General features: G+C 49.0%; 12 protein-coding genes. 4 read left to right on the plus strand and 8 right to left on the minus strand.

Going from position 1 to position 14,562, the window contains the following annotated elements; translation table 11 throughout:
- Positions 1 to 55 precede the first annotated feature (55 nt).
- Positions 56 to 994, minus strand: coding sequence for a malate dehydrogenase (mdh, locus tag EDF88_RS11955; protein WP_134184832.1), 939 nt, complete (start codon positions 992 to 994; stop codon positions 56 to 58).
- A 434-nt stretch (positions 995 to 1,428) separates the two neighbouring features.
- Here mdh and argR point away from each other — a divergent pair, with 434 nt between their 5' ends.
- The 3 genes from argR (at position 1,429) to yhcN (EDF88_RS11970) (ending at position 2,924) form a co-directional block, all read left to right on the plus strand.
- Positions 1,429 to 1,899, plus strand: a complete 471-nt coding sequence (gene argR, locus EDF88_RS11960) for a transcriptional regulator ArgR (RefSeq protein ID WP_034459812.1) — start codon at positions 1,429 to 1,431, stop codon at positions 1,897 to 1,899.
- Positions 1,900 to 2,286: 387 nt separating this feature from the next.
- Positions 2,287 to 2,550, plus strand: a complete 264-nt coding sequence (gene yhcN, locus EDF88_RS11965; protein WP_034459813.1) for a peroxide/acid stress response protein YhcN — start codon at positions 2,287 to 2,289, stop codon at positions 2,548 to 2,550.
- A gap of 107 nt (positions 2,551 to 2,657) precedes the next feature.
- Entirely contained in the window at positions 2,658 to 2,924 is a 267-nt protein-coding gene (gene yhcN / locus EDF88_RS11970; protein WP_134184834.1) for a peroxide/acid stress response protein YhcN, read from the plus strand.
- Positions 2,925 to 2,991: 67 nt separating this feature from the next.
- On the opposite strand, the gene EDF88_RS11975 is transcribed toward yhcN (EDF88_RS11970), so the two are convergent.
- The 5 genes from EDF88_RS11975 to aaeX all read right to left on the minus strand — a co-directional run bounded on the left by EDF88_RS11975 (position 2,992) and on the right by aaeX (position 8,066).
- Entirely contained in the window at positions 2,992 to 3,264 is a 273-nt protein-coding gene (locus EDF88_RS11975) for a barstar family protein (RefSeq protein ID WP_134184836.1), read from the minus strand.
- A gap of 30 nt (positions 3,265 to 3,294) precedes the next feature.
- Positions 3,295 to 4,749: an NAD-dependent succinate-semialdehyde dehydrogenase gene (locus EDF88_RS11980; protein WP_134184838.1), complete on the minus strand. Its 1,455-nt coding sequence runs from the start codon at positions 4,747 to 4,749 to the stop codon at positions 3,295 to 3,297.
- A 199-nt stretch (positions 4,750 to 4,948) separates the two neighbouring features.
- Positions 4,949 to 6,910 carry a p-hydroxybenzoic acid efflux pump subunit AaeB gene (gene aaeB / locus EDF88_RS11985; protein ID WP_134184840.1) on the minus strand — a complete coding sequence of 654 codons (1,962 nt, stop codon included), beginning with the start codon at positions 6,908 to 6,910 and terminating at the stop codon, positions 4,949 to 4,951.
- Positions 6,911 to 6,922: 12 nt separating this feature from the next.
- On the minus strand, positions 6,923 to 7,855 hold the full coding sequence (gene aaeA, locus EDF88_RS11990; protein WP_134184843.1) for a p-hydroxybenzoic acid efflux pump subunit AaeA: 933 nt from the start codon (positions 7,853 to 7,855) through the stop codon (positions 6,923 to 6,925).
- A 7-nt stretch (positions 7,856 to 7,862) separates the two neighbouring features.
- Positions 7,863 to 8,066: a p-hydroxybenzoic acid efflux pump operon protein AaeX gene (gene aaeX / locus EDF88_RS11995; RefSeq protein WP_034459825.1), complete on the minus strand. Its 204-nt coding sequence runs from the start codon at positions 8,064 to 8,066 to the stop codon at positions 7,863 to 7,865.
- A gap of 159 nt (positions 8,067 to 8,225) precedes the next feature.
- Between aaeX and aaeR the strand changes: the two genes are divergently transcribed.
- Positions 8,226 to 9,167: an HTH-type transcriptional activator AaeR gene (gene aaeR / locus EDF88_RS12000; protein WP_134184845.1), complete on the plus strand. Its 942-nt coding sequence runs from the start codon at positions 8,226 to 8,228 to the stop codon at positions 9,165 to 9,167.
- Positions 9,168 to 9,235: 68 nt separating this feature from the next.
- On the opposite strand, the gene tldD is transcribed toward aaeR, so the two are convergent.
- A complete protein-coding gene (gene tldD / locus EDF88_RS12005; RefSeq protein ID WP_064514150.1) occupies positions 9,236 to 10,681 on the minus strand; it encodes a metalloprotease TldD in 1,446 nt (481 codons plus the stop codon).
- Between the two features lie 74 nt (positions 10,682 to 10,755).
- Entirely contained in the window at positions 10,756 to 14,556 is a 3,801-nt protein-coding gene (gene yhdP / locus EDF88_RS12010) for an AsmA2 domain-containing protein YhdP (RefSeq protein ID WP_134184847.1), read from the minus strand.
- Positions 14,557 to 14,562: the final 6 nt, after the last annotated feature.

The following is a 14,562-nucleotide window of genomic DNA, read 5'->3' on the forward strand; positions in this document are numbered from 1 at the left end:
AGGCAATAAAAAACCGGAACTCAGTTCCGGTTTTTTTATCTCTGAAGCCTGGTGTTTACTTGTTAACGAACTCTTCACCAAGAGTAATATCTTTCTTCAGGGTATCCAGCATACCTTCCAGCGCCTGGTGCTCAAACGCACTCAGTTTGCCGTAAGATTTGATCTCTGCAATACCGTTTTTACCCAGCAGCAGCGGCTGAGAGAAGAAACGAGCGTGCTCGCCATTGCCTTCAACATACGCACATTCAACCACATTGCTTTCGCCTTGCAGCGCGCGAACCAGAGACAGACCAAAACGTGCAGCAGCCTGACCCATTGACAGGGTTGCAGACCCGCCACCAGCCTTCGCCTCTACAACTTCAGTACCTGCATTCTGAATACGCTTAGTTAAATCAGCAACTTCCTGCTCAGTGAAGCTTACGCCTGGGATCTGAGACAGCAGTGGCAGAATAGTCACGCCAGAGTGTCCGCCAATAACAGGGACTTCGATATCGGTCGGCAGTTTGCCTTTCAGCTGAGCAACAAAGGTGTTGGAGCGGATGATGTCCAGCGTAGTTACGCCAAATAATTTGTTTTTATCGTACACACCTGCTTTTTTCAGCACTTCCGCTGCAATAGCAACGGTGGTATTCACAGGGTTTGTGATAATACCGATACAGGCTTTAGGGCAAGTTTTAGCAATCTGTTGAACCAGATTCTTCACGATTCCCGCATTGACGTTAAACAGGTCAGAACGGTCCATACCTGGTTTACGTGCTACACCGGCAGAGATAAGCACCACATCCGCACCAACCAGTGCAGGAGTTGCATCTTCACCACAGAAACCTTTGATTTTTACATCGGTCGGGATATGACTCAGATCGACTGCAACACCTGGGGTTACAGGTGCAATATCATACAGAGAGAGTTCTGAACCTGAAGGCAGTTGGGTCTTGAGTAGAAGGGCAAGCGCTTGGCCAATTCCGCCTGCTGCGCCGAGGACTGCAACTTTCATCCTAAACTCCTTATTATGGTTAGCAAATAGGTGCCGTAACTCCATGCGGTGGCGACCATAATCCAGAGAAGGGGTAATTACAATATTCCCGCTCAAGGTTTGCGAAGTTACGCAATCCTGAAACGTTACTGCTGCATTTACTCGCCGGGTGGAAACGACGCCTTAGCGCCCGGTCACAACCTGATGTTGTCACATCAACAGGCGGTTACATTACCCCTCCCTACGCAGCAAAACAACATCATTTTGATAACATTTAATTTACCTAACAACTTATTTTCGAGTCGTGACGAAGGCATGTTTCTCGATAACAAAATTTGATAAAATCAGCCCCTTTCATAACATTATTTCAAGCTTACACCCAGCCATTGATTTGCATAAAAATTCATTTAAATGCATAATAATGTTATCTTTGCTGACCTGAATATGGGTGACCTATGCGTATTTCCTCAAAACAAGAAGAATTAGTCAAAGCATTCAAAGCATTATTGAAAGAAGAGAAATTTAGTTCTCAAGGCGAGATCGTCCATGCCTTGCAAAATGAAGGTTTCGAAAACATTAACCAGTCCAAAGTATCCCGCATGCTGACCAAGTTTGGCGCGGTGCGTACTCGCAATGCAAAAATGGAAATGGTGTATTGTTTGCCTGCTGAATTGGGTGTGCCGACCACATCCAGTCCATTAAAAAATCTGGTACTGGATATTGATTACAACGATGCCGTTGTCGTTATCCACACAAGCCCGGGTGCTGCACAGTTGATTGCACGCCTACTGGATTCTTTAGGTAAAGCTGAAGGGATCCTGGGCACGATTGCCGGAGACGACACTATCTTTACTACGCCTGCCAAAGACTTCACGGTTAAAGAGCTTTATGAAGCGATTCTGGTGCTCTTCGAACAAGAGCTTTAAGTCTTAAAACGGCTGTTCCCGCTGTTATTGAATGGCGGGAGCAACCTGCTTGATAACATCCTTCTGTTTTCTTATACCTGCCTGCAAATTTCATTCTTCACATCTACTCCTACTTTAAAAACCCAACCCATCAGCAAGTTATGTGATGAACCGCACAAAAAGTCAAAGTCTGATATCTCATTGTTTTTACTTATATTTAACATAAACAAAGCAATAAAAGATCATTTTTAATAACTTTACGTAATAAAGAAAACCTCTATTATTGTAAAGTTTCATAGATAATAATTAGCGTGGTATTAATTTTCCACGTTATTAGTGTATACTTGATTTTGTGATGAGGGTCACGGAATGAGGACCCAAATAAAAGAATACGACGAGGTAAAAATTATGAACATGAAATCAACAGTAGTAGCCGCCAGTCTGCTTTCAATGCTGTCATTTGGTGCTTTCGCAGCCACATCTGTTAACGCAGAACAGGCACAGAATCTTCAGCCGATGGGCACAGTTTCTGTAAGCCAAATAGGCAGTGCACCAATGGATATGCACCAAATGCTGAATGAAAAAGCTGAAGCGAAAGGTGCATCTTCTTATCGCATCGTTGAAGCACGTTCTGGTGATGCATGGCACGCCACTGCTGAGCTGTATAAATAAGCCTGGCAGGTATAAGTAATACCGATTAATCAAAACGACGGCCCCAAGAACAATAAACGCAGTTAAACCCTTCCGGTCGTTGAGAACATAATTCAGGAGTAGACATCATGAAAACCAAATTAACCATCGCAGCACTGAGCCTTTTCTCTGTTATCTCTTTCGGCGCTAACGCAGCCGCGCATCAGATAAACAGCGAACAAGCACAAAACATGCAATCTATGGGTAGCATTTCTGTCAGTCAGACTGGCAGTGCGCCAATGGATATGCGTCAGGAATTATCACAGAAGGCGACTAAAGAAGGTGCATCGGCATATCGCATTACCGAAGCACGTACTGGCGATAGCTGGCACGCCACCGCTGAACTGTATAAATAAACCCTCGTCGTCAAATTCTGACGACTTTGCCCCCGCTAGCGGGGGCTTTTTTATATCTAAAATAGCGTTAGCCGCGCACGTTAAAGCGCAATTGCCCTTCCAGCTCTTCCTCTGCTTCGTCAAAAAGCAAAATCAAAGCCCCGTAACGCCGCCTTTGCATCTCTGGTAAATGAACAAACTCGATTTCCGCCGGGAGGGGTAAAGTGCCCCCGACGACCACATCCCATAAGCTGTCGAGATCGTGGACCTGCTTTTTCTCAAGTTGAAATGCCTGGGTAAAGTGACGATAGAATCCAGGCTGGTCTTCTATCTGACTAAAATCAAAGGTGTATTTTTTCATTGCTTGCCACCTTAACCAGAACGAATCGCTCTACAACCCACCAATATGCAAGGTTTTGACTTCCAGAAACTCATCCAGACCCAATACCGAACCCTCACGACCAAGACCGGACTCTTTCACGCCGCCAAATGGTCCCAGTTCAGTCGAAACTGCGCATTCGTTAATCCCTATCATCCCACTTTCAAGCGCCTGAGAGACACGGAATACGCGCGACAGATTCTGAGTATAGAAGTAGGCTGCCAAACCAAATGGCGTATTGTTCGCACGCTCAATCACTTCCTCTTCCGTTTTGAATCGGAAACAGGCAGCCACCGGGCCAAAAGTTTCTTCCTGCGCCAGTTTCATGTCGTCATTAGCATCGACAATCACCGTGGGTTGCCAGAAATTGCCACCCAATTCATGGCTCTTGCCACCCACCAGTACTTTGCCCCCCTTCGCTTGCGCATCTTCCACGTGTTCACAGACCTTATCGACTGCGGATTTCTCAATTAATGGCCCGATGGCGACGCCCTCTTCCAGGCCATTCCCAACTTTGAGGGCTTTAACCGCATCGGCCAGCTTGTTGACGAACTGGTCGTAAACCTTTTCCTGAATAAAGAAACGGTTAACACTGACGCAAACCTGCCCGGCGTTACGGAATTTGTTAGCAATCGCACCTTTCACGGCTTCATCAATATCGGCATCATCAAAGACGATATACGGCGCGTTACCGCCTAATTCCATGGAGACTTTTTTCATGGTTTCCGCAGCATTGCGCACCAGCGTTTTGCCAACGGCGGTGGATCCAGTAAACGAAATCTTCCGCACTTCATGGCTCGCCATTATCGCGTCGCTGATTTCTTGCGTATTACCGGCTACAGCATTTAGCACGCCATCAGGCACGCCTGCTTTCTTCGCCAGCGCCAGTAAAGCAAATGCCGATAGCGGCGTGTTATTAGCAGGCTTGATGATTCCGGTACAGCCCGCGGCGAGCGCCGGGCCGAGTTTGCGGGTCAGCATTGCCATCGGGAAATTCCACGGAGTAATGGCGGCTACAACGCCAATCGGTTCACGGGTGGCGAGAATGCGTGAGCCCGGTTTGATCGCAGGTATAATTTCACCATTTGCCCGTTTAGCCTGCTCCGCAAACCACTGAATAAAACTCGCGGCGTACTCGACTTCCCCTTCCGCCTCTTTCAACGGTTTGCCTTGTTCGGTAGTCATCAAGCGGCCGAGCCAGCTTTTGTTCTCAATTATCAACTGGAACCAACGGTAGAGAATGGTGGAGCGTTCTTTGGCGGTTTTTGCACGCCATGCGGGAAAGGCTTTAGCGGCAGCGGTGATAGCTTCTTCAGCCTCTTTTTTACCAGCCTTTGCGACTTTGGCGACAACCTCGCCCGTTGCGGGGTTAATAACCTCGAAAGTTTCACTCAGCTTGCGCCATTCACCATTTACGAGATAGCCAGTGTTGAATAATTCACTGTCCTGGAGTGCCTGATTTGTCATAGTTTTCTCCTGTTATGAATTGGGCATCTGATATACCCAAAATAATTCGAGTTGCAGGCAGGCGGCAAGCGAGTGAATCCCGATGAGCTTACTCTGGTAAGTGATTCGGGTGAGCAAACGCAGCCAACGCATCTGCAAGTTGAAGTATGACGGGTATAAGTATAGATACAAAAAAGCCGACGCATGGCGTCGGCTCGGGTCAGGCAGCGATGAATGCGTGCTGGTATTTATGCAGCACATGCGCCAGGCGTTTCACCGGTTCGGTAACCTGTATCGGTGCCTCCCAGACCCGCAATTTCTCCTGGTAGATATCTAATTCTTCCAGCAGTTGCTGGAAGTAACGCCGCCTTTTGTCGTCGCTGGATGCAGAAATCACGCGATCTGCCGTGTTGCGCAGTTGGCGATGGAAAGCAGAAAGATCGTCATTCACCGGAATCGGCGCATCGCGCAATCTCTGGTGAGCAATAATCAAGATCAGCGCTAAACGGTAGCGGTCGATATCCCCCGGGAAGGTATTAAGCAGCAAGAAAAGCTGCTGATACAGCGCAGGAAGATGGTTCTCTTTACGGCGATTTTTATTGGTAGTGAGTGCTGAAACCGCAGCCGAGACAAACTGGTTCAACAATGTACGACCGGTGCGTTCTTTCGAGTTATCGCGAATCAGCAATATCACCATCAATGCCAGGAAACAGCCCACAATTTGCCCCAACGCGCCGTCCAGGAAAGTGTTGAGGTGGAACGTCATCGGGTTATCGAGAACAATGATGTTGATTGTCCCAGCCAATGCGCCCATCGAGCCCAGACGTCGTTTCTGTACTTCAATCCCGATAAAGAAACCAAGCAAACCGAGGCTAATACACAGCAGTAGAATACTTTGTTGCGTAGAAGGAATGACAACCAGGAAGTAGAAAGCACCTAGCGGTAGCGCCACCAGCATTCCATATAAGAAGTCGATCGCAACCATACGCGGATTGGGTAAGCGCATCGCCAGTGATGTCACGACGGCGATCATAACCATAGCGCCGCTTCCTGATGTCCAACCCGTCCATAGCCAGAACAAACTCCCAAGCAGGCATGAAACAGTCGTGCGCCAGAAGTTGATCATCGCGTGATGGCCTTCGGCAGACTGCACTTTGACCACCACTTCCTGGTTCAATACTTCCTCTTCCAGCGCACTGATACGAACATTGCTGGCCACACCGCGTTTGAGCAACATGTAGCGGGTGACAGTACCAGCCCAACTACTGATGGTGACGGGCGTATTTTTTTCACCGGCATAGGAAATGACTTTGCGGACAACCTTCATTTGCTTATGAACATCAGCAGCGGTTTCCACCGGAGTCTCAAACAGCGTGCGGAACTCTGGAGTGACGAATTCCGGACGCGTGTTTTGAATCAGATAGGTTTCGCAGGCCTGCGTGATGAGCGTAAGCGAAATTGTATTGATTGCCTTCAGGCGACGGTTTGCTCGCCCCCAACGTGAAGATTCGATTTTGAGATTGGTACGCATCCCTTCAAGAGCTGTAGTGCGGCGCACAAGCCCAGCCCACGCTTTATCGACTTCTTCTTTTTCACCATGTGCAATACACAACTGCATCAGCCGATATTGGTCCACCAGCAAATTATCTAACTCGCGATCAATTTCTTGTTTGATGGAACGTGGAGAAAAGAGCAAGTCAGCAAGAATCGCGCAAACAATACCAATCACGATTTCACTGCAGCGCTCAACCGCAAACTGCGGTGTCAAAAGGGGGTGGGCCTGAATTGTGACGATAATAATCAGCGCCGTGTAGCCGGAAAGCCCCCACGCGTAAGAATTCTCGACTTTAACCAGTGAGGAAATCCAGGTACAAAAACCGGCCCAGATACAGCAAACCAGCAGCATCACTACCGGTGCACGAATCAGTAAGGTGATAATAAACAGGGCAGCAAAACAACCGATAAAGGTGCCGACAATACGCAGCATCCCGCGGTAACGAATGGCACCAGAATAAGGTTCACCGCCTGCGGCAAACGCCGGGCCTGCCGCAACGATAGCTGCTGTCAGCACCGCCCAGCGCGGTGTTTCGAGCTGGAATTGGAACCCGACAAACATTGCCAATACGATGGCAAAGGCCAGCTTGATAGCAAAGCGCAGATGTAACCGCGAGATAAAATACATATCAACCTACGCTTAGCCGAACTCACGCAGACGATGCATGAATTTGATGAATACCGAGTCGTGGTCGGTATCGCGGTCTTTATCTCCAGTCACCACGACAGTTGCGGTTGTTCCGGCGGGATAAAGGTTAGCCTGTTGTTCATCAAGATGAATTCGCACCGGTACACGCTGAGCCAGACGCACCCATTCAAGGTTGGAATCAACTGTCGCCATCCCTTTGGTGTCTCGAGTACTGCTGGCGTTGGTTACCCCGGCAGAAATGCTGTCTACGGTTCCGCGCAATACGCGATTACTACCAAGCGGCGTGATTTGCACACGGTAACCCGGGCGAATACCATCCAGTTTGGTTTCTTCCATATAGGCCAGAATGTAGAACGTACCGCGTTTAACCAGCGCAACTGCAGTGGAACCACGGGTAATAAATTCACCGGTATAAACATTAAGGTTTGTTACCCAACCTTCGGCTGGCGCACGAATAATAGTGCGTTGCATATCCAACTGTGCCAAGTCACGGGTCGCTTCAGCTTTCGCTAATTGATGCAAAACGGTCTGCAGCACATTATTAGATTGCTCAATCTCCTCACGCGACATCGCCTGAGTCCCTAATGAATTACGACGCCCTGCTTCACGGCGTTTTTCCCCGGCCAGAGCCTGGTAGTAGGCAACATCGGCCTGCGCTTGCTCCAGTGCTTTCTGATAACGCGGCTGGTCGATGGTGAACAGAATCTGGTCCTTCTTCACCAGTTGGTTGTCACGAACCTTCACATCGGTGATTAAACCCGATACATCTGGCGCAATCGCGACAACATCTGCGGTAAAGCGAGCGTCACGCGTCCATGGGGATTCGGTATAGAACACCCATGCACGGAAAATAGCGATGAAAGCCAGCAGCACCAGAATCAGTGTGATGGCAGTACGAGTTATTTTTCTTGTTAGTGCTTTCACATCAACCTCAAACAAACAGACGAGAGATCAGATAAAACAGGCAGCAATAAAGCGCTGTATTAAATAATGCCGGGTGCCAGACAAAATCATAAATTCCCGTCGGTGTAAGCAGACGGCGAACCAACCAGAACAACGCCAGCGAAAGAATTAGCTCGAAGAATATCGGCGGAAAAGAAAGACCGAATATCACGACAACGGGAAATAGACTCATGTTAACCTTGCAGAAAATACGGAAGACACAAACCCTGGGACGGCCAGGAATACTGAGCTAACGAGTGATACGGGTCGTGTTGTTAATAATATATTACCGCAATAGTTAGCCCGTTATCTATAATCTGTGATCTAAATCACTTTTAACTCAGAGTGAACAATGGAAAGACTTAAACGCATGTCGGTATTTGCCAAAGTTGTCGAACTTGGCTCTTTCACCGCCGCGGCCAGGCAGTTGGAAATGAGCGTATCATCCATCAGCCAAACCGTTTCCAAATTAGAAGATGAGTTACAGGTCAAGCTGCTAAACCGCAGCACACGCAGTATTGGGCTGACCGAAGCGGGTAAAATTTACTACCTCGGTTGCCGCAAGATGCTACATGAAGCGCAGGCTGTGCATGAACAACTTTATGCATTTAACAACACACCAATTGGCACGCTGCGCATCGGAAGTTCTTCAACTATGGCACAAAATGTCCTCGCGTCCATGACCGCTGACATGCTCAAAGAGTACCCTGAGTTGACAGTAAATCTTGTCACGGGCATTCCGGCACCGGACCTGATTGCCGATGGCCTGGATGTGGTTATTCGTGTTGGTGCATTGCAGGATTCAAGCCTGTTCTCAACCCGCCTCGGGTCGATGCCGATGGTAATTTGTGCCGCAAAAAGCTACCTGCAACAAAACGGTACACCAGAAAAACCTGCCGATCTTGCCAGCCATTCCTGGCTGGAATATAGCATTCGCCCGCACAATGAGTTTGAGTTGATCGCCCCGGAAGGCCTCACCACACGTATGATCCCGCAAGGTCGCTTTGTCACAAACGATCCCATGACGTTAAGCCGCTGGCTAAAAATAGGTGCCGGGATCGCTTACGTTCCACTGATGTGGGTGATCGATGAGATCAATGATGGGACGCTTGAGATCTTAATGCCGAGCTATCAATCCGATCCGCGCCCGGTGTACGCGCTGTATACCGAAAAAGATAAGCTGCCTTTGAAAGTACAGGTTTGTATTAACTATCTGACCGAGTATTTCGTGAAGGTTTCGCATCTTTATCAAGGGGTACGCGACAACAAAGGACGCGGGAAAGAGGTGGGGTAAAATGGGCGAAATTGAAAATAAATAAGCCGGGGTTAACCCGGCTGATTATTACGAGAGAAAGTAGAATATTACGCTGTGCCGCCAACCGTTAAGTTATCGACTTTAAGCGTTGGCTGGCCAACTCCGACTGGCAGACTCTGCCCTTCTTTGCCACACACACCGACGCCGTTATCCAGCGCCAGATCGTTACCTACCATCGAAATCTGCTGCATCGTTTCGATACCGGAACCAATCAGCGTTGCGCCTTTTACCGGAGTCGTCACTTTGCCGTTTTCGATGAGATAGGCTTCGGAAGTTGAGAACACAAACTTACCAGATGTGATATCTACCTGACCGCCACCAAAGTTAGGAGCATAGATACCGTACTCAACGGATTCGATGATCTCTTGCGGAGTAGACTTACCAGCGAGCATATAAGTGTTGGTCATACGTGGCATTGGTAGATGTGCATAAGATTCGCGACGACCATTACCTGTTGGCGCAACACCCATTAAGCGGGCATTCAGTTTGTCCTGCATATAGCCTTTCAGGATGCCATTCTCAATCAATACGTTGTACTGGCCCGGAACACCTTCATCATCAATGGCAACGGAACCACGGCGATTGGCCATGGTGCCGTCATCAACAATAGTGCAAAGCTCAGAAGCAACCAGTTGGCCCATTTGACCACTGAATACGGAAGTACCGCGACGATTAAAATCGCCTTCCAGACCATGACCAACCGCTTCATGCAACAGCACGCCCGGCCAGCCCGCGCCAAGCACTACTGGGAACGTACCTGCAGGTGCTGCTACAGCAGAAAGGGTCACCAGTGCCATACGCACAGCTTCTTTCGCCCACGCGTCGGCACGAACTTCGCCATCAACGGTTTCGAGGAAATAGTCATAACCGAAGCGACCACCGCCACCGCTTGAGCCGCGTTCACGTTTACCGTCGTCTTCAACCTGCACGCTAACAGAAAGACGCACTAATGGGCGTACGTCAGCTGCCAGTGTACCGTCAGTTGCCGCGACAAGAATCAGTTCGTAAACACCAGTCAGGCTGGCTGTCACTTCCTGAACGCGCTTATCTGCCGCACGGGCTACGCTATCAACACGTTTCAGGATGTCGAGTTTCTCTTCGCGCGTCATGCTTTGCAGCGGGTCAGCGCTGGTATAAAGCGCGCTATGCTGCACAGCACCTAATGTCTGTACGCGGCCATTTCCTTTATCCTGCACGATGCTTCGGGCCGCATGGGCACTTTGTTCTAGTGCCAGTAAGCTGACCTGGTCGGCATAAGCAAAACCGGTTTTCTCACCGCTGACCGCACGCACGCCAACACCTTGATCGATGTTATAAGAGCCGTCTTTAATGATGCGGTCTTCCAGCACCCAGGATTCGTGATAACTGGACTGGAAATAGAGATCGCCATAGTCGAGTCGGCGCTCGGACAATTGTCCCAAAATGGAAAAAAGATCTTGATGGGTTAAGCCATTCGCAGACAGCAACTGCTCACTTACCAGGTTCAGACTCATCGTTTCGCTACTCTTATTTGTCTATCGATTGGAGATATCTATTGAGCTTGCGGCAATTAGCCGTTCGCGTCAAATCACTTAGCGTCGTTAACTCTTGGCTGACGGAGCACTTCATTAATTTGCGGTTGATCGACCGATCCCGTGATGTGATAGCGCAACACGGAGATTTTACTCCACAAAGGCCCTAACACTTTACTCGCGGCAAACACGGCGGCACCTATTATTGGGTTAACTACAAATGCAGTCGCCACACCAACGGTTGCCGAGATTTCAGGTGCGACAACAGCTTCAAGGTCCAATTGACGTCGAACCAGATCAACGGAGCCTTTCATGCCGATATCAGCTTCCAGACCATCAACCAACGTATCGTCGCTATGCAACACACCATCTTTAATCCAGGCCGTACTGCGGATGGAGTCAAAATAGAAACCATCACCGAAGGTGTCGCTGAAATCGAAACGCAGCTTACGCATTAGCGCATCGACACTCACCAAACGCAGCAATTGCCCGGCGTGGCCTGTGCCCAGATCGGCAATCTGACCTTTACCCAATTTGGTATGTAAGATTCCGTTTAGTGAAGCAAAGTCTGGCTGCCAGGGTTTATCACGCCAGTGCAAATCATAATCCGCATCAAAAGATGAACCCTGAATTGGCGTTTTAACCCCAAAGAAATTGGTTGCGGCATCAAGCTTGCTGCCATGAAGTTTACCTTTTATGGAGGTGCGCTCTTCTGCTGGACTGTTAACCCATTGACCACTGCCGGTTAGTCTTGCAAATCCTGAATCGACTAATCCATTTTCTAATTCCAGCGTGTTCCCTTTAACAGCAAGATCACCTTCAATACGGCCATATTTTTGCCCCCACAGCCAACATTCGGCGCAACGCAGTTGCAGATCAGGCCAGCTGCGGAAATCAATTGAAGTATTGTCTCCCAGTGGAGAAGTGCTGGTCGTTTTGGCTGTGCTATTACCCCAGTCAGGGTTGAAATAGAGGTATTTGATTGCTGCACGCCACGGTGCATTATCTTGCATCGTCAACGAGCCATTCACTTCACGCCCCTGTGCTTCAACACGCGTACCGCCAGGTATCGCGTGGGAAACCAGACTCAGGTTATTCCACTGCTGCCCAGCGAAAGTCAGCGAAGGCGTACGTAACGTAATATTTGATGGGAATGATGCAGAGTTACCGACACTTTCCGCCGCACCTTGGCTAAAGAGCGCTAACCATTGCGCGCCGTCCATCGCAGGGAGATCAAGCTCAACACCCGGATTGTCAGGTAACGGTGGAATTGTGTGACTGTTCGTTGCCCAAATAGCGCGATCCAGTGTTAGTTTCTTATTCAGAAGCCAGCGGCTGGAGAAGTGGTTTGTCGGCCCAGCATTACCTGTCAAATTGAAGCTATTCAGGTCGCCTTTCACTGCGATTTTCAATGGCAGTGCCTGGCCCGCTGATTTATTCACAGGAGCAGGTAAGTGACTACTCACATTTTTTAGGTCTGCATCCACATTGACCTGATAATTTGCCTCTCCGTGATAAGGAAGCGTTATCGCCACATCACCTTTCCACGGAACGTTACCGCTCAACTCTTTGTTAACCGGCTCAGGCAAAACACCCATTTTTGTTGGCTGCCAGTCGCCCAGCAAATTGACGCCAATCTTGTAATCTTTCTCACCCGTTTTGGTATTAAAATCAATACCTACTGGTTGGTTAAACCAGGAAGCTTTCAACGGTTCACTTTTCAAATCGCCGTTCACAAAACTGAATTTACCCGTCAGGTTGTTCAGCGTGCTGGAGAGAGGTTTTATCAGCAGCGTATTATTGTGAAGCTGGACGTCGCCAGAAGCCGTGGTCATATCGCCATTAAATGGGATATCCAGATGTAAGCGAGCATTCACATCCCCACCGATCTGGAGTTCATCAAGAGCAGCAGACAGCGAATCTTTTAGAGGTGTTTCTTTGAAATACGGGCCAACTGCACTTCCAGGGCCGTTGATATCAGAATCAATCAACAGTTTTTCTTTCGAGTAATCCGGGATAATCGCCGTGAGGTTGCGCGCAGTAACGCCCCCGAGTTTCACTTCATCAGACTTCATCCATAAACCGTCATTGATGAAATCAAGTGTAATATTCAGGTTTTCTAATGCAGGCCAGTCAGGCTGAAAAGCAAATTTAGCATTGCGTAGCGGAACGTAGACCTCAAACTGTCCTTCGTTATGCAGATAAGGGAAAAGATGGGGGTTGCCGCCGTAGACCAACGTCGCGTTTTCAGCTTCACCGCCCTGAATAGCACCACTGAGGTAATCAACCAGCTCTTTGCCCATCAGGTTTTCAGGGAAATAACGCCAGGCATCAGCACCGTTGTTGGTACTGATTCCGGCTAAAATCCCTAACCATGGGTCACCACCCTCAGGCTGGTAATAACGGAAGTCGCCAGCCGCCCATACCGAGCGAGCTTTTACATCAAGATTTTTGCCATCAAGCTGGAAACCAGAAGCATTTTTCCGCCACTCAAGCGTTGCGGCGCCATGTTCAATCTCTAGCGGTGCGCGGAATACACCTTCATAAGGCATTTTAGCATCGAGGATCTGTGCATTAAGCTGCCCGTGGGCAACGCTACCGGTAATTGAACCTGCGAAGTGTTCGACACCGGGAAGCATTTTCCATTGATTCCAACTCACGTCTTTCCAGCGCCCTTGCATACGGGTGTTTTCCGTTTGCTGGAGCGGGATATCCAGTGCCAACACATCAATGTGCCCGCGAGGTTGCAAGGAGGTCCAAATATCACCTAAATCGGGTGAGATTCTCTCGGCAATCGGCAGTAAACCAGTGAAGCTTTCCAGCTCCATATTTGTGGCGCGCACCCGCAATTCGTCACCACGAGTATTCCCTTTTCCACCCACATCCTGCGGAGCAATCCACGCTAAAGATAGCGAACCTTTCGGCCAGGTTTTACCATCAAGCGTGATATTGGTTGAAGGAATAGCAAGATCCCAGCTCGCATCAGAACGATTGACGTGAGCCATTAAATTATCAACAGACAGCTGGTGAGAAGAGCTTTTACCTGCCCAACTTGCACCGCCTTGCTTCAGCCAGATATTGCCACCAGCAATATCGCCATCTTTGATATCCATCCATGCTTCGAGGGTGAATTTGGCAGTCTGTAAATTAACATTGTCCTTCATCCAGCGGCCGAGCCAGGGTTTTACGTCAACGTTATCAGCCTGTAGCCAGACTTTGCCGATATTCAGCAGGCCATTTTCGTCCCGTAAATCCATCCGTACTTTTGCCAAACCGTGTTGTCCGGTAAAGCTCGACAGACTGACTAATCCTTCAGCACGGTGACGGTTTTTGGTGTTAAGCCAGGTAAGTTGTGGGATCGTGAGTTCGGCTCGTTGGCCAGATAGAGTCAGGAAACTAAGGGAGCTGTCGCGCAAATCAAAGTGATCGAACTGGCGTAAAAAGAGATCGCTGATTTTACCCGGCTCGAATTTACTATCCCCTTTGTTTTGACTCAATGGGGTATTAGTACGCATCTGCATTTGGTAAAAAGTGAGATCGCGGAATTGCCAGCGCGCATGCAAAATACTTTGCCAAAGGTCGAGCGCCAGCGTCACACGCTTAACGCTCAACTCACCGCCGTCTTTCAGACCCGCTTTAATATCACGCACATCGAGCGTCGGGCCAAAATTCTCCCAGCTTGCCTTTATCTGGCTGGCGTCGACAGGCGTGCCAGTCATCGCTTCGATTTTATCTAACAAAGCCGGGCGCCAGGCATCGAGATGCGGCAAAACCAGACGCAAACCACTCACCAGCAGTGCGATGATAACGATAAGCGTTGCGCCAGTGAGTAGCAGAATGCCGGGCAGTCGCCTCACGTATAT

Origin of the sequence: Buttiauxella sp. BIGb0552 (assembly GCF_004366275.1) — a bacterium.
GTDB lineage: Bacteria > Pseudomonadota > Gammaproteobacteria > Enterobacterales > Enterobacteriaceae > Buttiauxella > Buttiauxella gaviniae.

What these genes read in the sequence shown, in the direction of transcription:
- EDF88_RS11980 (WP_134184838.1), bottom strand. Translation starts at nt 4,749, where the DNA reads ATGACAAATCAGGCACTCCAGGACAGTGAATTATTCAACACTGGCTAT.
- mdh (WP_134184832.1), bottom strand. Translation starts at nt 994, where the DNA reads ATGAAAGTTGCAGTCCTCGGCGCAGCAGGCGGAATTGGCCAAGCGCTT.
- tldD (WP_064514150.1), bottom strand. Translation starts at nt 10,681, where the DNA reads ATGAGTCTGAACCTGGTAAGTGAGCAGTTGCTGTCTGCGAATGGCTTA.
- yhcN (WP_134184834.1), top strand. Translation starts at nt 2,658, where the DNA reads ATGAAAACCAAATTAACCATCGCAGCACTGAGCCTTTTCTCTGTTATC.
- aaeX (WP_034459825.1), bottom strand. Translation starts at nt 8,066, where the DNA reads ATGAGTCTATTTCCCGTTGTCGTGATATTCGGTCTTTCTTTTCCGCCG.
- EDF88_RS11975 (WP_134184836.1), bottom strand. Translation starts at nt 3,264, where the DNA reads ATGAAAAAATACACCTTTGATTTTAGTCAGATAGAAGACCAGCCTGGA.
- aaeB (WP_134184840.1), bottom strand. Translation starts at nt 6,910, where the DNA reads ATGTATTTTATCTCGCGGTTACATCTGCGCTTTGCTATCAAGCTGGCC.
- yhcN (WP_034459813.1), top strand. Translation starts at nt 2,287, where the DNA reads ATGAACATGAAATCAACAGTAGTAGCCGCCAGTCTGCTTTCAATGCTG.
- aaeR (WP_134184845.1), top strand. Translation starts at nt 8,226, where the DNA reads ATGGAAAGACTTAAACGCATGTCGGTATTTGCCAAAGTTGTCGAACTT.
- argR (WP_034459812.1), top strand. Translation starts at nt 1,429, where the DNA reads ATGCGTATTTCCTCAAAACAAGAAGAATTAGTCAAAGCATTCAAAGCA.